We start from the raw sequence: 25,598 nt of genomic DNA, 5'->3' as shown, positions 1-25,598 counted from the left end.
GCTTAATAATGGCCGATTTGATCTAACGCAAGCTGGATAAGACCTTTTCCAGGCGCTTGAGGGACATTGGGGTTGGGGTCTTTAACTCCTGGGCATATAGAGCCACCCTTAGCTCCTCAAGTTGCCAGCGGAAATCCGTCAAAGCCTGGTCTTCGGTCATGGCATACGCCGCAGATCCACGGCTACCTTGCACAAGTTTTTGCCAAGGACGGGCAACCGATTCCCACTCCTTTTGGCACTGCGCATCGCGAGCGGGATTGGAGCGCAACTTGTCAATTCGCAGAGCAATGGCTTTGAGATAGCGCGGGAAATGCACGAGCTGGCCATAAGGTGTATCTGAGACAAATTTCGAGAAAATTAAGCCCTGCACTTGGGTCTGAATATCTGCATAAGCAGTTACTGAAGCAGCTTTTGCTTGGGCGAGCTTTTTTTGCAGATCAGCATGGGCCTGTAATGCTGCTAATGCATGCTTAGATACTTCTTGTGCAATTAAAGCCAAGCGTGGCTTTCCCGCCTGAAGACGCTCCGAAAATTGCTCAGCATTCACAGGTAATGGGTCACTCATGAACGCACGCTCTAGAGCGAGATTGAGGATTTGCTCAATCAAGCCGTCGACTGAACCCACATTGATAAACAACAATCCTAGCTCCCGAATGCCGGGGAGCTGTTTCTGTAGAGCTTTAAGCGTATCTTTATTTGATAAAGCAAAGAGGCGTCTCAATCCGAGCCAGTGATGCTTTCTAGCTTCGACCAAATCATCAAATACCTCGAGATCACATGCTTCAGTCCGATCCACTAAGGCTGGATAACCAAATAGAGTGCGATTGCCTTTTTGAATTTCCAGAGTTTCTGGCAATTCACCAAAATTCCAAGCTCGATAGCCGCCCTGCTCTACAGCCTTGACTGTAGAAGCAGAACTTTTTTGCTGAGTTTGCGCGGCGGTAGTCACTAGTACATCAACACCAAGCTCCTCATGGACAGCTTGCTGGGCGATGGCCTGAAAAGCCGTTCGGGCAGTTTCTCCATACTCCGCCCGCAGACGCGCTAAATTACGCTCCAACTCAAGCTGCCGCCCATGCTCATCTACTAGGCGAAAATTCATAGAAGAATGCAATGGTAAAGATTCTGGCCTGAAGTCTGTGCGCTTAATCTCCAAGCCGCGCTCTTTACGAATATCCGTAATGAGACTATCTAAGAAATCGCCGACACCAAACTGCTTCTCTGTAAACATTCGCTCCAGAAAGGACTTTGCATATTCAGGCAAAGGAACACAGTGGCGCCGTAATTTCTGGGGGAGTGATTTGAGTAACAAGTGAGTTTTTTCCTCACACATCCCCGGAACTAGCCATTCGCAACGACGTCCGTCCACTTGATTCAATAGCGTCAACGGGACTACGAGAGTGACGCCATCCTTAGGGCTGCCCGGCTCAAAGTGATAAGTTAAATCTAGCTCGCCACCGCCAACCGTCATCTTTTTGGGATAACGATCTACCGTAATACCAGCAGCTTCATGGCGCATTAAGTCCGCTTTAGCTAAACGCAACTGAGCGTCAGAGCTCTCTTGGGTTGGATCTTGGTTTTTACTTGAATTTCTTAACCAAGCCTTCATCCCCTCGCGACTGAATACATCTTGAGGTATGCGTGAATCATAAAAAGCAAACAAGAGATCGTCATCTACCAGCACATCGGGGCGACGTGAGCGGTGCTCCAGCGCTTCGATCTCTTTAATTAGCCTGCGGTTATGCCAGAAAAATTCAAAACTACCAGGGTATTTTTTTCTCGCATCCGCTTCAGTCTCCCGCATCAATGCCGGCGTATCCATACGCCCAAACATTTCTTCTTGGACTAAAGCCTGCTTAATAAATAATTCACGCGCCTCTTCCGGGTTATGCGACTCATAGCGCACACGACGTCCGTGATAGATGGGTAATCCGTATAGGGTGCCACGTTCAAATGCCATCACCTCACCTTGGCGGCTATCCCAAAATGGATCGCTCAGGGATTTGATAAGGCGATGAGCGGCGACTTTTTCTACCCATTGAGGCTCAATCTTTGCAATCGTACGGGCATACATGCGATTGGTTTCTTGGAGCTCACCAGCCAAAATCCAGGCCCCAGCTTTCTTGCCAATGGTTGAGCCAGGCCAAATGAATGGACGAATACCGCGCGCCCCAATATAACTACCAGTCTTACTGCCGCGCTCTTGCGATTTTTCATCTTCTTCTTTTTTGGCGACATAGCCTAATAAGCCTGTCAATAAAGATAAATGAACCTGTTCATAAGTGGCAGCCGAAGGATTGTCTTTCCAACCCTTTTCACCCAGCATGGTATGCAACTGTCCGTGGACATCGCGCCATTCGCGCAAACGTCTTGGAGACAAAAATTTACTACGGCAAAGATTTTCTAGTTGGCGATTGCTATGTTTATGTTGGAGGGCATCCTGATACCAATCCCAGAGCTTTACAAAACTCAGAAACTCAGAACGTTCATCCGCAAATTGAAAGTGCGCTTGATCGGCGGCTGCCGCCTGATCCATTGGCCTATCGCGCGGATCTTGCGTCGCTAAGGCGGAGGCGATGATGGTCACTTCACGCAATGCGTTTTGCTCTTTAGCTGCCAAGAGCATTCGACCAATCCGAGGATCTAGAGGAAGGTCTGCTAATTGCTTGCCTGTGGGGGTGAGCTTAAAGCTGTTGTTGATATCTTTGTTATCACCAATAGCCGCATCGTCATAGACGATGGCACCCAACTCATCCAAGAGCTGCACACCATCTGCAATAGCTCGTCCCAGGGGTTTATCAATAAATGGGAATTCTTGAATTCTGGGTAAGCGTAAAGAGCTCATACGCAGAAGAACTGCCGCCAAAGAACTACGCAGAATTTCTGGGTCGGTAAATTTTGGTCGCCCTAAATAATCTTGCTCGCTATATAAGCGAATGCATATACCATCCGATACTCGTCCGCAACGACCCGCTCTCTGATTGGCGGCCGCTTGTGAGATGGGCTCGATCTGCAGTTGCTCTACCTTGTTGCGATAGGAGTAGCGCTTGACTCGTGCCAAACCACTATCCACCACATACCGAATATTGGGAACAGTTAAAGAGGTCTCAGCTACGTTGGTAGTCAGAATAATGCGCCGACCATTGCCGGGATTAAAAATGCGCTCTTGCTCAGAAACCGATTGTCGAGCAAATAGGCTCAATATCTCCGGATGAAAACGCTGTTGGAGTACATGGTCTTTTCTGAGGGCTTCGGCGCAATCCCGAATTTCTCGCTCCCCAGGTAAAAAGACCAGGACATCACCAGCTCCCAATGCCCCCTCTCGCCATACATTGGTAATAGCCTCAACAACCGCATCTGGAATTTCTTTTGCTTGCTTGGATTCCTTTTTGCCATCCGGCTTTATATCGGGTTCAAGCGGCTCATAACGCTGCTCTACTGGGAAGAGTCGTCCGCTAACCTCAATAACAGGAGCAGCCTTGCCGTGTATCGCAAAATGCTCAGAGAAACGCTTAGCATCTATGGTGGCGGAGGTAATGATCAACTTGAGGTCCGGGCGCTTCGGAAGCAGTTGCCGCAGATATCCCAGAAGAAAATCAATATTCAGGCTGCGCTCATGAGCCTCATCGATGATGAGCGTGTCATAAGCGCGGAGTTGGGGGTCTCGCTGCGTCTCCGCCAGCAAAATACCGTCCGTCATTAACTTGATAGAAGCACCTTGACTGGTCTTGTCGGCAAAACGTACCTGATATCCCACATCCTGGCCAATTGCTGTGCCCAGCTCCTGGGCTATACGCTTAGCTGTGGCCGTTGCGGCAATTCGACGGGGCTGAGTATGGCCAATGAGCCTGCCGCCGTTCATGGTGCCCCTACCGAGGTCTAGGCAAATTTTGGGCAATTGGGTTGTTTTACCCGAACCAGTCTCTCCGCAGACAATGATCACTTGATGTGAGCTCAAGGCATCTTTAATGACTTGACGCTGGCCAGATACTGGCAACTCCTCCGGAAAGCGAATCTCCAGCCGTCGCGGTGTGTTGGAAGCAGGCACAGTCACAGGGCTTGCTTTGGGTTTTTGTTGGTTTATGGGCTCTTGCACCCTATAATTTTCTCACTATGCCAACAAATGCACCAAACCCCGGCTCAAACGCCGAAGAATCGAGCCCCAACTTTCCTTTTGTGGGATGGCTGCGTGACGTTGCACCCTATATTCACAGCTTCCGTGAGAAGACCTTTGTCATTGCCTTTGCTGGTGAGCTAGCTCAAGAAATTGGCCTAGAAAATCTGATCGAAGATATCGCCATGTTGCATGCCATGGGCATGCGGATTGTCCTGGTTCACGGTATCCGCCCTCAAATTGAAGAGCAGCTTATGCTGCGCAATATCAAGAGTCAGTTTGGTCAGAGCGCAATGCATACCTATCGGATTACTGATGCCGCTGCCTTAGAGTGTGTCAAAGAAGCTGCTGGAGAATTGCGCCTGGATATAGAAGCGGCATTTAGTCGTGGACTTCCAAATACGCCGATGGCAGGATCACGCATCTCTGTGATCTCAGGCAACTTTATTACAGCGATGCCAGTAGGTGTAGTTGAAGGAATTGATTACATCCACACTGGTTTGGTACGCAAGGTAGACTCCACCTCAATCAAGCTCTCACTCGATAGCAATAAGATTGTGCTGCTCTCACCATTAGGCTTCTCGCCTACTGGTCAGGCATTTAATCTTGCGTTTGAAGATGTAGCCGCATCTACTGCTGCGGCGCTTAAAGCGGATAAGCTCATTTTCTTAAGCCCCTATGCCGGCTTAAAAGACGAGGAAGGCGATTTCATCACCGAACTCTCCATGCCCCAGCTTCAAGAATATGTAGCCCAACATCATGAGCTTGATCTCGGCATGAAGAGCTTGCTAAATATTTCTGGCAGAGCAATTCGTGCTGGCGTTAGTCGTGTGCACTTCCTGCCATGCAATCAAGATGGCGCCCTCCTAGAAGAGCTCTTTACCCATGATGGTATTGGCATGATGCTGGCCTCATCTGATATTGAAAATCTGCGTGAAGCCAATCAGGATGACGTTGGCGGCATCTTGCAGTTGACCAGCCCCCTTGAAGAAGAAGGGATTCTGGCTGCACGTGGCCAAGATGTCATTGAACGTGATATTCAGCGCTTCTCTGTGATTGAGCATGATCGAGTGCTCTTCGGTTGCGCAGCCCTCTTTCCCTTCCCCAACGGCGTAGGTGAGCTTGCTTGCCTTGCAGTAGATCCAGACGTCCAAGGCTCAGGTGATGGAGAGCGCCTGCTTAAACGAGTTGAAATGCGGGCAAAACGGGAAGGGATAAAGAAGCTTTTTGTCTTGACCACTAGAACAGAGCACTGGTTCTTAAAGCGTGGCTTTAAGCGTGCATCCGTGGATGACCTTCCAGATGAAAGAAAGCAGATCTACAACTGGGATCGCAAGTCTATGGTTCTCACCAAAGATCTCTAAACGCTATTCGCTTTATATTACGCATTTAGTTAAAACAGTATTTGAAAGGTATTACAGATGGCACGCATGGTTCAATGCATCAAACTGAATAAAGAAGCTGAAGGCATGGACTTTGCTCCCTTGCCTGGCGATCTAGGCAAAAAGATTTGGAATCAAGTCTCCAAAGAGGCTTGGGCGGCTTGGTTAAAGCAGCAAACCATGTTGATTAATGAGAACCGTCTCAATATGGCCGATCCCCGCGCTCGTCAATACCTACTCAAGCAAGTTGAAAAATACTTCTTTGAAGGTGGTGCAGACATGGCTCAGGGCTACGTACCGCCTGCTGATTAAATATTTTCATCCAGCACTTGACGACTGAAATTGTTGGGAATAGGATGAAGTTGTAGTTAGTCAGCATCTGTGGCTAGCTGCATTGGCGAAAGCCACTACACGTAAGCATATCTATATGCTTATTGGGCACTAGGAACTCAATCTCTTCCTTTTGCCCTCGCCATGATCAACATGGCAAACAAACCCGATGGCTCAGCTTGCTGGCCCGTCGGGTTTTTTAATTAGAAGGTCATTCTGCTTACGCCTAACACGTTGCTAACCAGCAAGATATCGGCCTTCTCTTTAGCAAATAGGCCAACAGTAATCACACCAGCAATTTGATTAATTTGCGTCTCGAGTCCCAGCGGGTTTGTAATTTTCAAACCAGCTACATCCAAAATCCATCCGCCGTTATCGGTCACAAAAGGCTGGCTTGGAGTCTGGCCCAAATCAGCGCGCGTGTCTTTTGCCATTCTGAGACTGACGGTACCGCCAAGCTTTGCCAGTTCTTGAGTCACAATTCCCTTAGATAGGGGAATAATCTCCACGGGCAATGCGAAGTTACCCAATACGGCAACCTGTTTAGAGGCATCGCAAATACAGATAAATTGCTTGGCCATCGAGGCAATAATCTTTTCGCGGGTTAAAGCGCCACCGCCGCCTTTAATCATATGACCGGCAGGATCGATTTCATCAGCACCATCAACATAGGTCGGCAATACATCGACATCGTTGGGATCCAAGACCTTAAAACCATGTTTTAGGAGGCGCTCGGTAGTGGCATTAGAGCTCGATACTGTTCCAGAGAAATGATGCTTATGAGGCGCCAGGGCATCAATAAAGCAGTTGGCAGTAGATCCTGTTCCGACACCCAAAACCTGGCCGGCAGCCAATTTAAGAACCTCATCGCGCGCCGCTTCTCCCACTAATTGTTTGAGTTGATCTTGATTCATGATCTTAGCTAATACCCTTGTCTGTGCTGGAACGGTGTTATGGATGCATCTATCATATGATATTCAATGTAAATCCACATTAATCAATCAAGAGCTTTAAAAAACTTTATGAATGCTACCGCTTCCGCACTGAGCCAACTCAAGCAACTTACTACCGTCGTGGCTGATACGGGAGACTTTGAGCGCATGGAGGAATACCAGCCTCAGGATGCAACCACCAACCCCTCCTTAATCCTCAAAGCTGCCCAGCAAGCTAACTATCAAGCATTAGTAAATCAAGCCAAATTAGCGCACCCTGGCATGAAGCCAGCCGACTTGGTCGATTACATCCTAGTTGCATTTGGCTTGGAGATTTTAAAAATCGTTCCCGGCAGAGTTTCAACTGAAGTAGATGCCCGCCTCTCCTTTGATACACAGGCAACAATTCATAAGGCTAAGCATCTGATCTCGCTTTATGAGTCTCACGGCATTGATCGCAAGCGCGTATTAATTAAATTGGCCGGGACATGGGAAGGTATTCAGGCAGCGAAGGCTTTGGAGGCCGAAGGCATTCATTGCAATATGACCCTGCTCTTTTCTTTGGTGCAGGCTGCCGCGTGTGGCGCAGTCAATGCAACACTCATTTCACCATTCGTAGGGCGTATTACCGATTGGTACAAAGCCAAGCTTGGCAGTAATTGGAGCGACACTGCCAACGGTGGGGCAAATGATCCTGGCGTCACTTCCGTAAAACGCATCTTCCACTACTACAAGCACTTTGGTATCGCCACCGAGATCATGGGTGCAAGCTTCCGCAATACCAGTCAAATATTAGAGCTGGCGGGGTGTGACTTGCTGACCATCAGCCCAGAATTGTTAGGTGAGTTGCAATTAAGCACTGCAACGATTGAGAAAAAACTCAACGCCAGCAATGCTGCAAGCGCTCTCGCAAGTGAGAATATTTCACCCTTGAAACTAGATGAACCGAACTTTAGGTTGCAATTTAATAATGATGCCATGGCCACGGAAAAGTTAGCCGAGGGTATTCGTAATTTTTGCATTGATACGGAAAAGCTAGAGGCACTCTTAAGCAAGTAAACGCCCCCTTAAACTTGTTAAGGAATCAAAATGATTATTCATTGTCCACATTGCAGCAAAGGAAATCGGGTTCCGACTGAGAAGCTCAATCAAACTCCGATCTGTGGCGCCTGCCAGCAAGAGCTTCTCTCGCTACCAATCAGTGCTACTGGAGCAAACTTTAGTGAACTAGTTGCTCAAACAGTCATGCCGGTAATCGTCGATTTCTGGGCGCCTTGGTGTGGGCCATGCAAAATGTTTGGGCCCACCTTTCAGGCAAGCGCGATTGCGCATGCAAATCGCGTGCTGTTTGTAAAAGTAAATACCGAAGCAGAGCAAGGGCTCGGATCGCAATGGAATATACGATCCATCCCAACGCTGGCAGGATTTAAAAATGGTAAGGAAATCAATCGTGTAAGCGGTGCTTTACCACCTGCCCAACTAGAGCAATTTGTAAATCAGTTAGCTAGCTAGCTAACTGATTTATTTTTTAGAGGTATTGATACCCAAAATGCTATAGGCTGGGCAATTTCCAATCATCCCCGTTAATAGTGGGATTATGCCAATCCAAGCCCAAGGTCCAGTAATGCCGAACCCAGCGAGACCCATCAAGGTAACGCCAACGGTCATCCGCAGAACGCGGTCAGTGTGTCCGATATTGCATTTCATATCAACCCCTTAAGTGGATTGTGATAAGCGCTTACTTTGGCTCTTTAGCTAAACGCTGCCTTAGTGCTTCATACAAGCATACGCCACTTGCAACAGATACATTCAGACTTTCCACAACACCCTTCATCGGAATACGCACCAACTCATCGCAGTTCTCGCGAGTCAAGCGTCGCATACCTTCGCCCTCTGCACCCATCACAATACCAATAGGGCCGGTGAGGTCAATGTCGTAAATTGATTTTTCTGCTTCATCGTCAGTACCAATCAACCAAACACCTGCCTCTTGCATCTCTTTCATACTGCGAACAAGATTGGTGACGGTAATCACAGGCATTACTTCAGAAGCACCACTAGACACCTTGCTCACCGTGGCATTAATAGAGGCTGATCGATCTTTAGGAATAACAACTGCATCCACACCAGCACCGTCAGCTACGCGTAAACAGGCGCCAAAGTTGTGGGGATCAGTGACACCATCAAGCACCAGGAACATCACCTTGGTCTTATTGCTTTCGGCATCCTCAACTACCTCGGTAATGGTGCGGGCAATAGTCATTTTCTCAGCCAGGGCCACCACGCCTTGATGGCGATCATGGCCTGCTAACTTATGGAGACGCTCGGCATCCGCCGCATGCAATCTCTCTCCCAGCGCTTCTTCAGCCTGCTTTAAGAAATCACCCATACGACGATCACGGCGACTAGGATCAAAATAAACTGACTTCAGACTCTCTGCATCTACCCGTAAGCGCGCTTGCACTGCATGAAAACCAACTAATATTTGCTTCATTTTTACTTTATCTCGATTCTTTATTGCTGCTTATTTACGGCGCGCATTGGTACTGCGTACGGGGGGTTTTGTGCCAGCAGGCTTGCCAGATGGTCTAGTCGGTTTACTGGATTTGGCTAGCTTACTTGCGGTCCGACCAGAATGATTCTTTGCCTGATTCGCACCCAGAGTGCCGGCAGATTTAGCTGCATTCACATTGATGCCAGCATGTTTCTGAGGCTCCTTGCTACCAGGGCGACCCTTCTTTGGAGAGGCCTTCTTATTAGGTTTACCAGTATCGCTTGCCAAAACAATTTGACGACGATTGGTTGTGCCGCCTGGCTCAAGGCCTACCGACTTCACCAGACTAAATTCAATTTTTCGAGCATCTAGATCGACACGGCTGACCAGGACATGGACGCGATCGCCTAAGCGATAACGAATCCCCGTTCTCTCACCACGTAACTCTTGACGGGCCTCGTCGTACTGGAAGTAATCACCACCCAGCTCAGTCACATGAATCATGCCCTCGACGAAGAGATTTTCCAGCTGTATAAATAAACCAAACGTTGCTACCCCAGTAACGGTACCGGCATATTCTTGACCCAAATGGTCGCGCATGTAGTAGCACTTCAACCAAGCTTCAACATCGCGAGAGGCTTCGTCTGCGCGGCGCTCGTTAGATGAGCAATGGACCCCTAGCTGCCCCCAGATCGGTAATGCAGCATTAGCGCCCTTGGGTAACTTAGGCAAACGCGTGCCTTTAGTAGCAGCTTCTTTCGCATCACTATGGGATTTCTTCGCATTTACTGCGTTTTCACGACCCTTACCCTTACGTGGCAAAGTGAGGTTCAAAGGAACTAATGGTGGCAATACTGGTGTGTAAGGTTTTTTGACTAGGATCGCTTTAATCACACGATGCGTTAAGAGATCGGGATAGCGTCGAATTGGGCTTGTGAAATGAGAGTAGGCAGGATATGCCAAGCCAAAGTGGCCATCATTATCCGGCTGATACATCGCTTGCTGCATCGCACGCAATACTACTGTCTGTAGCATATTGACATCCGGACGATCCTTGATGTCGCGCATGAGTTTAGCGAAGTCCTTAGGCTTTGGCTTTTCACCACCATCCAATGACAAACCAGACGTGCGCAAGACCTGACGCAAGGTAACCAACTTCTCTTCAGAGGGTTCACTATGAACACGGTAAAGGCTGAGATGCTTATTCTTATCAATGAAGTCTGCAGCACAAACATTAGCTGTCAACATACATTCTTCAATTAAGCGATGAGCGTCATTGCGAAGACGAGGCTCAATTCTGAGAATCTTGCCGAGCTCGTTACTAATAATTTGAGTTTCAGTCGTTTCGAATTCGATAGCACCCCGCTTTTGACGTGCTTCCAAAAGAATCTTATAGAGTGAATAGAGATTTGTTAATAGTGGCCTGAACTCAGCAAAACGAGTGGCTTCAGGGCCTTTGCTATTAGAAAGAATCTCCCACACCGTATCGTATGTAAAGCGTTGTGCTGAGTGCATAACTGCTGGGTAGAACTGATAAGCCAGCACCACACCATTGTTGTCCACGACCGAGTCGCAGACCATACACAAGCGATCAACGCCGGGGTTTAATGAACATAGCCCATTGGAGATTTTCTCTGGCAGCATCGGTATAACGCGTCTCGGGAAATACACCGAGGTTGCACGCAGGAGACCCTCATCATCCAAAGGATGGCCTGGCTTAACGTAATGAGAAACGTCAGCAATCGCAACGATAAGGCGCCAAGCCTTGCTCTTTCCGTACATGACCGGCTCGCAATACACCGCATCATCGAAGTCACGAGCATCGGCGCCATCAATGGTTACCAGCGGCACATCACGCAAATCAACCCGACCCTCTAGATCGGATTGTTGAACTGTATCTGGCAAACCTTCCGCCTCTTTTTTGGCGGCTGCAGAAAATTCATGGGGAACGCCATACTTGCGAACAGCGATTTCAATTTCCATACCAGGATCATCAATCTCACCCAGCACTTCAACAACACGTCCAACAGCCTGACGATAGCTATCTGGATAGTCAATGATCTCCACACTCACCACTTGACCTAATTTCGCGTTACCCTGACCTTTTGGTGGAATCAAAATATCATGACCGATACGCTTATCTTCTGGCGCAACAATCAAAACACCGTTCTCATTTAAGAGACGTCCGATGACAACCTTGTTGGCGTGCAAAATCACATCAACAATCTGACCTTCCGGGCGACCACGGCGATCTGTTCCCAACACTCTGACACTGACTCTGTCACCGTGCATAACGCGGGACATTTCTCTTTCAGAAAGAAAAATATCTTCACCGCCATCATCCGGGATCACAAATCCAAATCCATCTCGGTGACCTTGGACTGTCCCTAAGCGGTCAGCCTCTCGTGGAACCAAGTCTTTTGCTTTACGCATTTAATTCCTTCGGCAATACATGCCTTATATTTCAATGATTATTCTTAATTAAGCTACTGTATCAAACACTAAAGTCTGATGGGGAAAAGCCAAAAGGGGTTATAAAGTGAGCCGAAAAGCACATACCTTTATAATAACGGCATGCCCAGGTGGCGAAATTGGTAGACGCACCAGCTTCAGGTGCTGGCGATCGTAAGGTTGTGGGGGTTCGAGTCCCTTCCTGGGCACCAAATACACCTACTAAGACCTATATGGGGACTAAACAGTCCTTTTTCAATAGAGACTTAAATGCCCATGGTTCGATGCAGGATCTTGGGCTTCATTTCACTCCAAAGGCTTTCAAACTCCTCCGCCCTGTCCTCTGATAGCTCAATAGGCTCAAAGAGGCCGCTGAAAAAGACCGTCTTTTTGGGGGCCAGAGTATTCTCAAACTCACTTAGTCCGACTGGCTTATCGTCTATATCTCGAGTTAACTGAGCAGAGCAAACAATAGCTTCATCATCGTCCTGATCAATTACAGCAAATTCGATCAGTTGCTGGGATTGATCCAGAACGACCAGAGTTCCCCTCGCATAACAAACTGCTTCATGCTCTTGAACAATGTAAGCCAAAAATGGGTTTTCTACATCTTTATCCATATGCAGATCATCAATAAAAAAGAGATATTGATCGCCTTCCCCATTCACCAAAGTAAAGATCTTGGGAACAACGCCATGACCTAAGGTGAGATTTCGATAATAAGAGGAAAGTTCAACAGCGAGGTTTTCGGCAAAAAGATGCATGAGAGGTAATAAGGTGAGGGATTATTCGGTGCGAGTTTTAATGGACTCAATGATCTTAAGGAATGGGTCTGCCTTAACTGAACTTTGACCCTTAAAGGGTTGATCCGTAATTACCAAGAGGGAGATGAGTGCGCCCATGGTAACGGGTAGAATTTTCAAGCCCACGAAAAAAGAGTTAGAAGGCAGGAATAAGGTATTGATACCTAGCAAAGCCACCATACAAATGATAATGACTACCCAAAATAAATTGGGCAGTCGCGCTGAGGAGCGCTCTATTCTCGACTCCCTACTTTCGGCAACTTCCTCAGTCTTTTTGAGGATATCGGTATACATGGCCATTTGTCTATTAGTTTGCGGCTCAAGGGACAAGACTTTGCGAGAAAGTCCACGCCACAGCATATGGGTCTGAGTGCTACCCTGGCCACTCTTTAATAATTCCCACTCGCTATTAACGATCGAGTTCATGTATTCAAACAACTCTTGCCGCATTGGAGCAATCGCGGGATCTCCATAGCGAACTAAGAGGCGATCAAGATTATTAATTTGGCCGGCCTCTCTTGATACTAGAGATTGAACCTCACGAAAATTAGTTTGCGCTTGGTTAAGCAAAAAACCAATTAAAAGGCCGCTTAAGGTAATGATCGAACCAAATAAGCCCAAGCCTAATCTTGTGCTGTCCTCAGTGGGAGAAAACAAGGGGATTGCCTGCAAAAGTCGCGGCATTAAATCTAACAACACCACAAAGAACGCCACCAGAATCATTAATATCTGGACATTGCTTCTCTTATAAATCCAATTAAAAAACATACCAACCTTTACAAGTTTTATTAATTCACTAAATTATTTTTTAAGAAAGTCATTGTTCGATCCCAAGCTAATTTTGCAGCCGCTGGGTTGTATTGCAGTGGCGGCAGATGTCTTGAATCTGACTTTGGGTTCGCGAATGCATGCTTGGCATCGTAGCGCTGGAAATCATAATTCACCCCCGCAGCCTTCAATTTCTCTTCCAGTTGATCGACACCAGTTATAGAGAAAAATTCATCATGAAGAGCCCAGTGTGCCAACATCGGCTTTTTAATAGCCTGTGCGTCAACGTACTCTAATGGAGGAAATCCGTACCAAACTACAGTGCCATCACATTCGGGAATAAGGCCGGCTGACAATACTGTGAGCGCCCCGCCCATACAAAATCCAGTCACAGCCACTTTCGAGCTTCCAGTTGCCTTGAGGTGCTGAACAGCCCCACGAATATCCTGACTAGCTGCATCTCCGAAGTTGAGATCATTCATTAAATGCTCGGCTTCATTTGCTTCAAGCGCTAATTTTCCACGATAGAGATCGGGTACTAAAGCACGGTAACCTGCTGTTGCTAAACGATCAGCAACAGACTGAATTTCATCATCAAGACCCCACCACTCCTGAATGACCACAACTCCGGGAGCGTTCTCTGGATTAACTGGCTCAGCTAAATAGGCCTCGGCTAATTTACCATCTGGTCTTTTAAATGTAATCACTGGAATCTATTTTCCTTAAAAATGAATTCGGTCTGCATTTTATGCGACTTTTTTGTCCGTATGAATATATCCCACAAGCCAGAAGGTAAGCAAGCCACATGCTGCCGCCCCATAACCAACTAGGTTGTAATGCTCCATCTTCCCGTCGGCGCCAATCGTAACGACTACCCCCGCTATGACAGAGGCTAGGCCAGAGGCCAACATTTGCACGGAACCAACCAGACTCATAAAAGTACCACGGATTTTGGCATCTACGACTTGACTCACAATCGCCATAGCTGGAATCATGCGGCCGGAGACCAAAACGAAAAATGCGGTTGAATTAATTAGCACCACCCAAAGTGGCACTGGCATCAGATTGGTAGTTACCAGTAAAGGAGCCAGACTAATGACGGCAAGCACTCTAAATACTTTCACCTTGCCATGGCGATCAGCTAGATGACCAATCAGTTTTGAACTCATCAAGGTAGCAATACCACCGCAAAGATAAATCAGTGAAATATAAGAGTTATCAATACCCACATTTGACGTTAAATATAGGGCGATATAAGGTATGACAGAAAAACCGGTCAGCATGATTAACGCCATAAAAATAAATGCGCGCAGATGTTGATGTGCAAAAAAGATATTCCAAATTTGACTGAGGCGGCTACCTTCATGTGTATGCCCTAGGTGCCCAGCTATCTTTGGAATATGGCGATAACCCAAATATAAGATCAGACTCGACACCAAGGCAATGAAGATGAATGGGGCGCGCCAACCCAAGGATGGAATGTTATTGGCTAACAATAGGCTCAGCGGCACACCAGCAACTGTTGATACCGAGAAAGCCGACATCACAGTCCCCAAAGCTTTACCCCTGCGCTCAAATGGAATCGAGTCTGCAATGATGGTTTGCACTAAAGAGCCCAGGATTCCACCAAAGGCACCAGCAAAAGCTCGGGCAATAAAAAGAGAATGATAATCGGGAGCCAGACCGCAAACTAAGGTAGCAATAATGAAGCAGGCATATAAGCTAAGTAGCAGCACTCGCCTCTCAAATCGATCCACAAAATACGTGGCAAATATACCTGCGATAGCAGCGGCAAAAGTATACGAAGACAGTAGGAGGCCAAACTCGTGAGTATTGATATTGAGCTCCCGAATAAATTCGGGCCCCAAAGGCATCATGATCATGAAGTCCAGGATATGAGTGAACTGAATTCCAGCCAAAGAGAATAAGAAAAAGCGCTCTTTCTGCTTTCCTTCTGGCGTGTGATGCTTGGTCAATGGCTTCTTTACATGAAATTGGGGATGTGACATTATCAACCTATGACCTTATCTCTGCGCTTCAAGCCCTAGATCCGCCCCGGTTTTTTTATTCCATTTTTTAAACCACCTTACCCATGAATATCATTTCAGCCTTTTCCAACTTCCCATTCCTACTGTTGCTGCGGGATGCCGCCTGGGGAATTATTGGTCTTATCTGCATATTGATGTTTCATGGGAGCGCTATTAACCATGTGTATATGCGCTTCGAACGCTTAACGCGTCAGAATATTCAGCAAAATCGATACAACCTCGTCTTCTTCCATTTTTATGCCACTTTTGTATTCCTTGCCATGTTTCACTTATTGGAAATTCTTTTTTGGGCATTCTTCATTATCGGCATCGGCATCATGAAAGAACCCATTGATGCCATTCTCTTTGCTGGTAGTTGCTATACAACCGTAGGATTTGAGTCCGACAACTTGCTCGATGGCTGGAAATCCTTTGCCTTTTTTATCTCATTTAGCGGGCTTTTTTCCTTGGCCTGGACCACTTCCATCATGATCGGCATGACTACTACTTATAAAAATGCCTGGAATCTCAAATATCACCTTACCAATCCCCATTAAGCTAGATTAGGTAATTTTCTACAATTTCAGGATATTGGGAGTATCATTAGGGTTAACCCTTAAGGAGCTCACCATGGCACATTCAAACTCAGTTCAATTTCACCAAGCACCCATTTTCAGCTTTAAGCCTTTATTGGCCATTAGAGACTTTCTTGGCTTATTGGCTGCCGCATTTAGCGAAGCTAAAGTAATGGAACAGAAATCACGTAAAACTAGCGGAAATTGGTAATATTTGACTGATTTACCCCTGTTTTAGGTCATTTATGGTCAAACATTAAGAGAAGCCTCCAGATTCCTTTGGATGCTTTTTCTTTTTCAGAAACAATCTCTAGCGCTTAATGTAATAGCCGTAAACGCAGCGTGAACCGCCCCGAGATGGGTTATGTGTATCTTGAATAACTCCATTAATTACCGTAGTTAAGTGCTTAGAAACTCTCACAATTAAGGTTCCAGAAGGTAACTCATCAGCACGCAGATGAACTTGGCAGCCACCCCCAACCCTCATGGTAGGGACCCAATTAAATCCGTGACCCAGGATGTAATCGTGAAACACATTACGATGGTTACCATTGCGGGGTGAAGCACCCTTGGTATTTAGTCTACGGGCCAACTTATCATTACGCTTGTCCGCATAAGCTGCATTGGCTGCTCGAAGATCCTCATAGACATGCATATATGGGATCTGGGTAGCAATAGCAATTGCCCTCACCACGCAGTCGCCAGCCCCACCTTTAAAACCAGCAACTTCCCTCCCTCCATCATTAAGACGAAAGTCCAGCGCATGATTTTGTAATGCGCTCGGTCTGGAAAAGAGATTTAAAAAACTAAACACGGGATCGGGTTATTTATTAAAAAAGGGCTGTGTAAAAGAAAAAATGGACTTGTCTTGCGACAAATCCATCCTAGCCTGTGTTTAAGGATCAATGCGCTTAAGCATTTGCCTTTTTCACTTCCAAACGCCATGCATGAAGCAAAGGCTCTGTGTAGCCATTGGGCTGCTCAAGACCCTTGAAAATCAGGTCGCTAGCTGCTTTATAGGCATAGGAGTCTTTGCAATTCGGCATCATTGGTTTGTACAGAACATCGCTAGCATTTTGGCCGTCAACTACTTTAGCCATCCGCTGTAAAGTCTCGTTTACTTGAGCCTCTGTCACGATGCCATGCAATAACCAGTTGGCAATGTGCTGACTTGAGATACGCAAAGTCGCACGATCTTCCATCAGGCCAACGTTATGAATATCTGGAACCTTAGAGCAACCAACACCTTGATCGATCCAGCGAACCACATAACCTAAGATGCCTTGGCAATTGTTATCCAACTCTTGCTGGATTTCTTCTGCAGACCAGTTGGCTTTTTCAACTACTGGAATCGTCAACAAATCATTGATCAAAGCTTCAGCTTCAGCAGCAGTATCTAACTGCTCCATTTCTTTTTGCAGTTGAGCTACGTTGACTTGATGGTAGTGCAAGGCATGTAATGTCGCAGCTGTTGGTGATGGTACCCAGGCAGTATTTGCGCCAGCCTTAGGATGAACAATCTTTTGCTCAAGCATCGCCTTCATCAAATCCGGCATTGCCCACATACCTTTACCGATTTGAGCGCGGCCACGCAAGCCACAATCCAAACCAGCGAGAACATTACGACGCTCGTAAGCAGACAGCCACTTACTAGTCTTCATATCGCCTTTGCGCATCATTGGACCTGCATGCATTGCAGTATGCATTTCATCGCCAGTACGATCTAGGAAGCCAGTATTAATAAAGGCAACGCGTGCACCTGCAGCTGCAATCGCAGCTTTGATGTTCGCACTCATGCGACGCTCTTCGTCCATGATTCCCAACTTGACCGTGTCAGCAGGTAAGCCTAGAAGTTTTTCAACACGTCCAAAGAGCTCACCAGCAAAGGCCACTTCTTCTGGGCTATGCATTTTTGGCTTCACAATATAAACAGAGCCTTTACGGGTATTGCCAATTGCTTGAGTTGCGGGACGGTTAATGTCGTGCAAAGCAATCAATACAGTCACAACGGCATCCAACATGCCTTCATAAATTTCTTTGCCTTCACCAGTGATGATGGCTGGGTTAGTCATCAAGTGGCCAACATTGCGAAGGAATAATAAAGAACGGCCATGCAGAGTAACAACACCATCTTTAGCATCTATTGCACCAATACCGGCAATGTATTTTCGGTCTGGATTTAATGTACGAGTAAAGGTCTTGCCGCCTTTACTAACCTCCTCAACCAAAGTTCCCTTGAGAATGCCCAACCAATTCTCATAAGCAAGCACTTTGTCATCGCCATCAACTGCGGCAATAGAATCTTCCAAATCCAAGATTGTAGAAAGCGCTGCCTCGAGAACAAGGTCGTTCACACCGGCGGCATCACTAGCACCAATGGTTTTGCTCTTATTAATCTCAATATCGATATGCACACCGTTGTTACGCAGGAGCACTGAAGAAGGTGCAGAAGCATCGCCTTGATAACCCACAAACTGCTTCTCATCAGCAAGACCAGTAGTGCTGCCGTCTTTAAGGCTAATCGCAAGCTTGTTGCCATCAACCGTGTAAGCAGTTGCATCTGCATGCGAACCATTAGCCAACGGTACAGATTGATCTAAAAACTTACGGGCAAAAGCGACAACTTTTGCGCCACGAATTGGGTTATATCCGCCCGCCTTAGTAGCGCCGTCTTCTTCTGAAATCACATCAGTGCCATAAAGCGCGTCATATAAAGAGCCCCAGCGCGCATTTGCTGCGTTCAATGCATAACGTGCATTGAGAACTGGTACCACTAATTGTGGGCCAGCTTGGAGAGCTAATTCATCATCAACATTTTTCGTTGTGCCTAGAACCTTACCTGGCACTTCATCCAAATAACCAATCTCTTTGAGGTGCTTACGATAAGCGGGCATATCTTGAATTGGGCCAGGGTTTGCCTGGTGCCACTGATCCAGATCCACTTGTAAACGATCACGCTTGGCTAGTAACGCTGCATTTTTTGGGCTTAAATCTTTAACGATTTCATCAAAACCCTTCCAAAAGTCTGCGCTTTTAATGCCTGTACCAGGCAAGACTTTATCTTCAATAAAACGATATAGTGGTGTAGCCACTTGAAGGCCATTACATTGTGTACGTGCAGTCATCTCAAAACCCTTGGAGCTAGTATTAGTTGTTTAATTAAATAAGTAAAAGAATGTTTTCCATTAATTCTGGAAAGGATGCTGCAGCAGAATAGTTTCATCGCGCTCTGGTCCTGTTGAGACCATGGCGATCGGCTTTCCTGCAACTTCTTCGATACGACGCAGGAACTTCTGCGCCTCTAGTGGGAGTTTGTCCCATTCACGAATACCAAAAGTCGTTCCCTTCCAACCCGGGAAGTCCTCATAAATTGGTTCACATCGCGCAACAGCTTCAGCGCCACGCGGCAATACATCTAATTGTTGACCATCTAAGTTATAGCCAACACAAAGACGAATTGTTTCAAAACCATCAAGCACATCTAACTTGGTAATGCACAAGCCAGATAGTCCGTTAATCTGAATTGAACGCTTCAGCGCAGCCGCATCCAACCAACCAGTACGGCGTGGGCGACCGGTAACAGAGCCGAACTCTTTACCTACTTCAGCTAAGCGTACGCCAACAGGATCTTGCTTAGCTGGATTATCAAAATCATACAACTCACTTGGGAATGGACCAGCACCAACGCGAGTGCAATAGGCCTTAGTGATACCCAAGATGTATTGCAGGGAATCAGGGCCAACACCAGATCCTGCGGCAGCATTACCTGCTACACAGTTACTGGAGGTAACGTAGGGATAAGTGCCATGGTCAATGTCCAATAAAGTGCCTTGGGCACCCTCGAACAACAAGTTTTGACCCGCTTGTTCAGCAGCGTAGAGCGCGCTAGAGACATCAACCACCATCGGTTTAATGCGCTCCGCATAGGACATCGCCTCATCCAAAGTCTTTTGGAAATCAACTGACTCCGCTCCGTAGTAATTCGTCAGCATGAAATTGTGATATTCCAAGTTCTCACGCAACTGAGTGGCAAACTTTTCTGGGTAGAACAAATCTTGCACGCGCAATGCACGACGCGCTACTTTATCTTCGTAGGCAGGTCCAATGCCGCGGCCAGTCGTACCGATCTTAGCGTCGCCACGTTTCTTTTCACGCGCATGATCAATTGCAACGTGATATGGGAGGATCAATGTAGTTGCTTCAGAAATCTTCAAGCGGGATTGAACATCTAATCCAGCAGCTTCCAGTTCGCCAATCTCTTTAAAGAGCGCCTCTGGAGAAAGCACGACACCGTTACCAATGTAACAAATTACATTCTTGTGCATGATTCCAGATGGGATCAAACGTAGAATAGTTTTCTTATTGCCAATGATGAGAGTATGGCCGGCGTTATGTCCACCCTGAAAACGCACTACCGCTTTGGCATGGTCAGTTAACCAATCAACTACTTTGCCTTTGCCCTCGTCACCCCACTGGGTGCCAATGACAACGACGTTACGACCACGAGCTTGTTGCTTTAAAGACATAATGAAATCCAAAAGGTAATTACAGAATTAGTTTGTTATTAGATGCGGTATCGGTTTTTTGTTTATTTCTTGTTTATTTCTTGTTTACTTCCCATGAGCCACCCTGCACTACCAACTCACGATCACAGAAATATTCAGCGGTTTCTACGGCATCTCCAGACATTGCCTGAATCACCACTTCACCAGCATTGCGTAATTCGGCAATCTTGATCGCTAAGTCGGCATCAAAAGCCCAAGGCGCTACGATCGCAGACTTTCTTTGCGCTACTGGCGCAAGATTAGCCAAGGTCAATAAATCCATTGAAAAGCCAGTGGCAGGACGAGGACGTCCAAATGCCTGACCAACATGATCGTATCTACCACCGCGAGCAATTGGCTGGGGCAACTTATCGACATAGGCAGCAAACATCACGCCGCTGTGATATTGATAACCACGTAAATCTGCCAGATCAACACTGAGCTCAACATCACTGGCAAGTGTCGCAGTAGCACAGACTAGCTTTTCTAGCTGAGCCAAGGCTTCATCAACGAGTTTGTGTTTCGGTAAAGCCTTCTTAGCGTTTGCTAATACTTGTGCGCAGGGACCATTTAGCTCAGTTAAGGCCATAAGTGCTTCTGCAGATTTTGCAGGTAGGCACTTAGCCCAAATGGCTAAGCGTGGACGATCCTTACTTTGCAATAAGCTATAGAGCGTCTCAATATCAGTCTTGGCAATCGTTTGGCCATCCAGAATGCCTTCAAGTACACCAGCATGAGAGAGATCCAAGTAGACTTTGTTTAAGCCAGCAACACTCAGGGTCTTTAATAGCAAAGAGATTGCTTCAAAATCCGCTTCCCATGTAGCGCAGCCGTAAATCTCCGCACCAAGTTGCAACTCTTCACGAGCTGAGCTACCCACTGGGGTGCGAGCGTGCGCGATAGAACCTGCATAGCAAAGACGAGTGACGCCTTCACGATTAAGCAAGTGCGCATCAATACGAGCAACTTGCGGCGTCATGTCAGCTCTCAGACCCAAAGTGCGGCCAGATAACTGATCAACTAGCTTAAATGTTTGTAAATTGAGATCAGAGCCAGTACCTGTTAGCAAGGAATCTAAGAACTCCAAGATGGGAGGTGCAACAAGCTCATAACCGTAGGACTGATACAAATCCAGAATGGCACGACGCAAAGACTCTACCTTACGAGCCTCAGCCGGTAAAACATCAGCAATATCTTCAGGCAGTAACCAACGATTCATGATCTGAAATATTCACTTTTAATTTTTTTTGTGCAAGAACTTAAAGAACTCACCATTAGGCTCAACTACCATGACATCCCTCTTATCCTTGAAGGAGCTTCGATAGGCTTCCAGACTTTGGTAGAACTGCGCGAACTGTGGATCACGCCCAAATGCCTCGGCATACAGCGCAGTAGCTTTAGCATCGCCAGAGCCTTTAATTTTTTGGGCTTCACGATAAGCTTCAGCCAAAATCGTGTCGCGCTGACGTTCTGCATTAGCTCGAATCTTGTCTGATTCGGCAGCGCCCGTTGAACGTAACTCATTGGCGACGCGTTTACGCTCTGCCTCCATCCGCCTATAAACAGAGTCGCTAATTTCTGCCAACAAATCTACGCGCTTCAGGCGCACATCAACGATTTCAACACCAATATCAGCGGCATCATCAGCTACTTTTTTACGAATACCCTGCATCACTTGTTCGCGTTGATCTGAGATGATCTCCCTGACCGTGCGCTTAGTAAATTCTTCATTCAAGGCTGAACGTACTAGCTGTGTCAGACGATCTTGCGCCAAACGCTCATCGCCCTTAAAGCTTACGAAGAACTTACGTGGATCAACAATGCGCCATTTAACGTAAGAGTCAACCAAGAGATTTTTTTTTCTCAGAGGTAATGAAGCGCTCTGCCTCAGGGGTGTCAATGGTCAAAATACGACGATCGAAAAAGCGCACATTTTCAAAAGGCGCTGGATATTTCAATTGCAAACCGGGTTGTTCAATGACCCTCACAATTTGTCCGAAAGCAAAAACCACAGCAAAGTTACGCTGATCTACGACAAAAATACTGGAGGCCAAAACATACACTAGAGCAATCAGGCCGGCGATAGCGGCTAAGAGACGATTTGCGTTCATTACCTTGCATCTCCTCTATCACGGCTTCTCAGGCCGTCGCGTTTTTCGGAAGCACCAATGCTCGAAGTATTGCTGGTGCTTGGGCTGGTTGCATTGTTGCTAAATGGAGCCGCTGGATTACCCGTCGCACCCCCTACTGTCACAGATCCAGTAGGAGTGGAGGTCGGCGATTGACCAGTAGCTACTTGCGCGCTTTCTGCGCTGACTTGCGCAATGATCTTGTCTAAAGGCAGGTAGAGCATGCTATTGCTCTTAGTGGTATCAACCAACACCTTAGATACATTGTTGTACATCTCACGCATGGTATCAATGTACATACGATCACGAGTCACACCAGGTGCTTTTGCATACTCAGTCAAAACTTGCTTAAAGCGGTTTGCATCACCCTCTGCTGTTGCAACAACTCTAGATTTGTAACCCTCGGCTTCTTGAATGAGTCGATCAGCCGTACCTTTTGCGCGTGGAATAATGTCATTAGCGTATGCCTGACCTTCACTCTTTAGGCGCTCCTGATCTTGCCCTGCTTTCACCGCATCGTCAAACGCAGCTTGCACTTGCTCTGGTGGTTGAACGTTTTGAACGGTCACACTCGTAATGTAAATACCTGTTTTATAGCTATCTAAAATTTTCTGAATTGAAGCAGCCAAATCAATTGCAATCTTTTCACGGCCTTCGTACAAAACGGTATCCATCTTGCTACGCGCCACAATTTCACGCACCGCAGTTTCCGCAGCCTGCACTACTGCTGTATCAGGATCACGATTATTAAATAAATAATCTGTTGGATCTTTTAAGCGGTACTGGACGGCAAAACGTACATCAATAATGTTTTCATCTTCGGTCAACATCGAAGTATCTTTTTGATTGGTTGCTTTAATCAAAATTGAGCGACCCACTTCTACAGAACGCACCCCTGAAACATTGACATTCTGCTCAGCCTGCACGGGCCAAGGCATGCGCCAGTTGATACCAGGACCTGCCGTGTAAGAGTACTTACCAAAGGTAGTCACTACGCCTGACTGACCCTCTTGAATGATGTAAAAACCACTCAGAATCCAAATCAATACCACGCCACCAGCAGCCAATATCACTGTGGCTTTAGAGCCAAAAGGATTGGTGAAGTTGAAGTTAGGCGCACTCATGCCACCACCACCATTGTTACCGCCACCATTTCCGCGCTGGGATGGTGGAGGAATATCGGTACTGCTTGGCTTATTCGCAGGCTTGCTGGATGATCCACCTGGCTTTTTCTTACCACCGAACAAACTCCCTAGACGATCATTAAAGTCACGCCATAATTCATCTAGATCAGGTGGGCCGTCTGGCTTAGCAGGCTGAGGATTCTTCGGCTGAACCTCTACTGGCTTCTCAGCTTCAGGATTATTCGGCTCAGATTGCGGAGTTTGGCCGCCTCCCTGCCCGTCTTTGGCGTCTTTAGATCCACTACCTGGGTGGCTATTGCCCCAGCCTGGATCATTGACCGAAAAAAGCTCGAGAAATTTACGCATCATTAGGTGAATATTTTCGGTTGGGAATCGGATTAAATTCAGAAGTCTCTGGTCGTTCAGGTAAAGGGGCTAAAAACTCGTCTGAGGCCATTTGGACCTTTGCACGGTTCTGCTCAACCCTCATTCTATCAGTCATTTGGGAGCATTCAGCTAAGGCTGAGCGCAATAAATCGAGGCCTAAGCCAGTCCTGGCGGAGAGGAAAACCTGGCTCGGAATCCCCTCAGAATCGCGCACCAAGACCGCACCCTCTGTAAAAGTCTGGGGCATCTGGTCAATTTTGTTCATTACCTCAATACGGGGGATGTCATCAGCCCCAATTTCCCGCAAAACAGCCTCAACTTCGGCTTTTTGCTCACGCGCTACTGGGCTACAGGCGTCAATCACGTGCAATATCAGGTCGGCATGAATAGTTTCATCCAGAGTAGCTCTAAAGGCCTCTACTAGCTGATGCGGTAGTTCTCGGATAAAACCCACGGTGTCAGAGACCACAATAGACCCCACCTCATCTAAATGCACCTTACGCGAGGTTGTGTCCAGGGTTGCAAATAGCTGATCGGCCGCATAAGCGCCAGCTTTAGTCAAAGCATTGAATAGGGTTGATTTACCCGCATTCGTATAGCCGACCAAAGAGACTGAGAAGACATCTTTGCGATTTCTGGCCCTTCTTTGCGTTCTTTGCTGGCGCTGGAGCTTTTCTAGTTCATTCTCTAAGCGTTTAGCCTTGGTAGCCAACATGCGTCGATCAAGCTCCATCTGGGTTTCACCAGGGCCGCCACGAACACCAATACCGCCACGTTGCCGCTCCAAGTGACTCCAGGCGCGCACTAGGCGAGACATGCGATAACGCACCTGAGCTAGTTCAACTTGAGTTTTACCAATATGGCTTTGCGCTCTTTTGCTAAAAATATCTAAGATCAGACCCGTGCGGTCCATGACATGAAAGCCAATATGGCGCTCTAAATTGCGCTGCTGTGTTGGGGATAGCGGATGGTTGAAGATGACCAATTCAGCCTCTTGTTCTTCCATCACTTTTTTAACTTCGTTAGCCTTACCAGATCCAATAAATAAAGCGGGATCTGTTTTGCCCTTACGTGCAATCACACTAGCTGCAGGTATAGAGCCGGCACTCTCAGCCAAAAGACTTAGTTCTGCCATGCTATCGGCAAAATCCTCGCGCCCTGTATCTACTCCAACCAGGACAGCGCGAGCCGCATCTACCCCTGTTTTAAACAGAGCCGACTTCTTCCGTACGGAACTCCACTGCACGAGCAGGAACGATCGTAGAGATGGCGTGTTTATAGACCATCTGAGTCACGGTATTACGCAAGAGGACCACATACTGATCAAAAGACTCAATATTGCCTTGCAGCTTAATGCCGTTAACGAGATAGATGGAGACCGGAACATGCTCTTTGCGCAAGGCATTGAGGAAAGGGTCCTGTAGTAATTGGATTTTGCTGGTATTCATACTGCTCCTTATTGGATTTTTATTGGATTTTTATATTTTGGGAGTCTTGCTTTTTTATTAAATGAACCGCTTGCTACTTACCTCGAAGAT

The 25,598-nt window shown here is 47.0% G+C and carries 22 protein-coding genes, 1 tRNA gene and 1 pseudogene; 7 read left to right on the top strand and 17 right to left on the bottom strand.

Annotated features, from left to right (window positions below):
* Positions 1–22: 22 nt before the first annotated feature.
* The gene (hrpA, locus tag CBI30_RS06015) at positions 23–4,096 is read right to left on the bottom strand and encodes an ATP-dependent RNA helicase HrpA (protein ID WP_088527408.1); all 4,074 of its coding nucleotides are present in this window, start codon (positions 4,094–4,096) and stop codon (positions 23–25) included.
* Positions 4,097–4,113: 17 nt separating this feature from the next.
* On the opposite strand from hrpA, the gene argA reads away from it, so the two are divergent.
* Together argA and CBI30_RS06005 are read left to right on the top strand one after the other, a co-directional pair.
* Positions 4,114–5,478: an amino-acid N-acetyltransferase gene (gene argA / locus CBI30_RS06010; RefSeq protein WP_088527407.1), complete on the top strand. Its 1,365-nt coding sequence runs from the start codon at positions 4,114–4,116 to the stop codon at positions 5,476–5,478.
* Between the two features lie 57 nt (positions 5,479–5,535).
* Positions 5,536–5,808: an oxidative damage protection protein gene (locus CBI30_RS06005; RefSeq protein WP_088527406.1), complete on the top strand. Its 273-nt coding sequence runs from the start codon at positions 5,536–5,538 to the stop codon at positions 5,806–5,808.
* A 221-nt stretch (positions 5,809–6,029) separates the two neighbouring features.
* On the opposite strand, the gene rpiA is transcribed toward CBI30_RS06005, so the two are convergent.
* On the bottom strand, positions 6,030–6,740 hold the full coding sequence (gene rpiA, locus CBI30_RS06000; RefSeq protein WP_088527405.1) for a ribose-5-phosphate isomerase RpiA: 711 nt from the start codon (positions 6,738–6,740) through the stop codon (positions 6,030–6,032).
* 108 nt (positions 6,741–6,848) lie between these two features.
* Between rpiA and tal the strand changes: the two genes are divergently transcribed.
* Both tal and trxC read left to right on the top strand, forming a co-directional pair.
* A complete protein-coding gene (tal, locus tag CBI30_RS05995) occupies positions 6,849–7,817 on the top strand; it encodes a transaldolase (protein WP_088527404.1) in 969 nt (322 codons plus the stop codon).
* 30 nt (positions 7,818–7,847) lie between these two features.
* Positions 7,848–8,270, top strand: coding sequence for a thioredoxin TrxC (gene trxC / locus CBI30_RS05990; protein WP_088527403.1), 423 nt, complete (start codon positions 7,848–7,850; stop codon positions 8,268–8,270).
* Positions 8,271–8,279: 9 nt separating this feature from the next.
* On the opposite strand, the gene CBI30_RS05985 is transcribed toward trxC, so the two are convergent.
* From CBI30_RS05985 to rnr, 3 genes are read right to left on the bottom strand one after another with little or no spacing between them, the layout of a single operon-like run.
* A complete protein-coding gene (locus tag CBI30_RS05985; protein ID WP_088527402.1) occupies positions 8,280–8,465 on the bottom strand; it encodes a YgaP family membrane protein in 186 nt (61 codons plus the stop codon).
* Positions 8,466–8,496: 31 nt separating this feature from the next.
* Positions 8,497–9,252, bottom strand: coding sequence for a 23S rRNA (guanosine(2251)-2'-O)-methyltransferase RlmB (gene rlmB, locus CBI30_RS05980; protein ID WP_088527401.1), 756 nt, complete (start codon positions 9,250–9,252; stop codon positions 8,497–8,499).
* A 30-nt stretch (positions 9,253–9,282) separates the two neighbouring features.
* Positions 9,283–11,685: a ribonuclease R gene (rnr, locus tag CBI30_RS05975; RefSeq protein WP_088527400.1), complete on the bottom strand. Its 2,403-nt coding sequence runs from the start codon at positions 11,683–11,685 to the stop codon at positions 9,283–9,285.
* A 143-nt stretch (positions 11,686–11,828) separates the two neighbouring features.
* Here rnr and CBI30_RS05970 point away from each other — a divergent pair.
* A tRNA-Leu gene (locus tag CBI30_RS05970) sits at positions 11,829–11,915 on the top strand.
* 54 nt (positions 11,916–11,969) lie between these two features.
* Here the strand turns inward: CBI30_RS05970 and CBI30_RS05965 are convergent.
* From CBI30_RS05965 to CBI30_RS05950, 4 genes are read right to left on the bottom strand one after another with little or no spacing between them, the layout of a single operon-like run.
* On the bottom strand, positions 11,970–12,467 hold the full coding sequence (locus tag CBI30_RS05965; RefSeq protein ID WP_088527399.1) for a hypothetical protein: 498 nt from the start codon (positions 12,465–12,467) through the stop codon (positions 11,970–11,972).
* A gap of 21 nt (positions 12,468–12,488) precedes the next feature.
* Complete coding sequence (locus tag CBI30_RS05960) at positions 12,489–13,274, bottom strand: bestrophin-like domain (RefSeq protein WP_088527398.1); 786 nt, start codon at positions 13,272–13,274, stop codon at positions 12,489–12,491.
* 20 nt (positions 13,275–13,294) lie between these two features.
* Entirely contained in the window at positions 13,295–13,981 is a 687-nt protein-coding gene (locus tag CBI30_RS05955; protein WP_088527397.1) for a dienelactone hydrolase family protein, read from the bottom strand.
* A 39-nt stretch (positions 13,982–14,020) separates the two neighbouring features.
* On the bottom strand, positions 14,021–15,283 hold the full coding sequence (locus CBI30_RS05950; protein ID WP_206075584.1) for an MFS transporter: 1,263 nt from the start codon (positions 15,281–15,283) through the stop codon (positions 14,021–14,023).
* An 83-nt stretch (positions 15,284–15,366) separates the two neighbouring features.
* Here CBI30_RS05950 and CBI30_RS05945 point away from each other — a divergent pair, with 83 nt between their 5' ends.
* Positions 15,367–15,858, top strand: coding sequence for a hypothetical protein (locus CBI30_RS05945; RefSeq protein ID WP_088527396.1), 492 nt, complete (start codon positions 15,367–15,369; stop codon positions 15,856–15,858).
* Positions 15,859–15,931: 73 nt separating this feature from the next.
* On the top strand, positions 15,932–16,087 hold the full coding sequence (locus tag CBI30_RS11120) for a hypothetical protein (protein WP_161492278.1): 156 nt from the start codon (positions 15,932–15,934) through the stop codon (positions 16,085–16,087).
* 99 nt (positions 16,088–16,186) lie between these two features.
* Here the strand turns inward: CBI30_RS11120 and CBI30_RS05940 are convergent, their stop codons facing one another.
* The 8 genes and pseudogenes from CBI30_RS05940 to hfq all read right to left on the bottom strand — a co-directional run bounded on the left by CBI30_RS05940 (position 16,187) and on the right by hfq (position 25,508).
* Positions 16,187–16,690 carry a hypothetical protein gene (locus CBI30_RS05940; RefSeq protein ID WP_088527395.1) on the bottom strand — a complete coding sequence of 168 codons (504 nt, stop codon included), beginning with the start codon at positions 16,688–16,690 and terminating at the stop codon, positions 16,187–16,189.
* Positions 16,691–16,787: 97 nt separating this feature from the next.
* Positions 16,788–19,001 carry a malate synthase G gene (locus CBI30_RS05935; RefSeq protein WP_088527394.1) on the bottom strand — a complete coding sequence of 738 codons (2,214 nt, stop codon included), beginning with the start codon at positions 18,999–19,001 and terminating at the stop codon, positions 16,788–16,790.
* 60 nt (positions 19,002–19,061) lie between these two features.
* On the bottom strand, positions 19,062–20,402 hold the full coding sequence (locus CBI30_RS05930; protein ID WP_088527393.1) for an adenylosuccinate synthase: 1,341 nt from the start codon (positions 20,400–20,402) through the stop codon (positions 19,062–19,064).
* A 73-nt stretch (positions 20,403–20,475) separates the two neighbouring features.
* Positions 20,476–21,639 carry an ATP phosphoribosyltransferase regulatory subunit gene (locus tag CBI30_RS05925; protein ID WP_088527392.1) on the bottom strand — a complete coding sequence of 388 codons (1,164 nt, stop codon included), beginning with the start codon at positions 21,637–21,639 and terminating at the stop codon, positions 20,476–20,478.
* Positions 21,640–21,657: 18 nt separating this feature from the next.
* Positions 21,658–22,531: pseudogene (hflC, locus tag CBI30_RS05920) on the bottom strand (protease modulator HflC).
* Positions 22,531–24,042 (bottom strand): FtsH protease activity modulator HflK, encoded by a 1,512-nt coding sequence (gene hflK, locus CBI30_RS05915; RefSeq protein WP_088527391.1) that lies wholly within the window; start codon positions 24,040–24,042, stop codon positions 22,531–22,533. The pseudogene hflC and the gene hflK overlap by 1 nt, the downstream one beginning before the upstream one ends.
* The gene (gene hflX / locus CBI30_RS05910; RefSeq protein WP_276207145.1) at positions 24,032–25,306 is read right to left on the bottom strand and encodes a GTPase HflX; all 1,275 of its coding nucleotides are present in this window, start codon (positions 25,304–25,306) and stop codon (positions 24,032–24,034) included. Before hflX ends, hflK begins: the two co-directional genes overlap by 11 nt.
* Positions 25,266–25,508 (bottom strand): RNA chaperone Hfq, encoded by a 243-nt coding sequence (gene hfq / locus CBI30_RS05905; RefSeq protein WP_088527390.1) that lies wholly within the window; start codon positions 25,506–25,508, stop codon positions 25,266–25,268. Before hfq ends, hflX begins: the two co-directional genes overlap by 41 nt.
* Between the last annotated feature and the right edge of the window lie 90 nt (positions 25,509–25,598).

The sequence above is a fragment of the Polynucleobacter aenigmaticus genome, assembly GCF_002206635.1.
Taxonomy (GTDB): domain Bacteria; phylum Pseudomonadota; class Gammaproteobacteria; order Burkholderiales; family Burkholderiaceae; genus Polynucleobacter; species Polynucleobacter aenigmaticus.
Note: the sequence above shows the minus strand (reverse complement) of the source record. Positions and strands in the feature narration are given on the sequence as shown.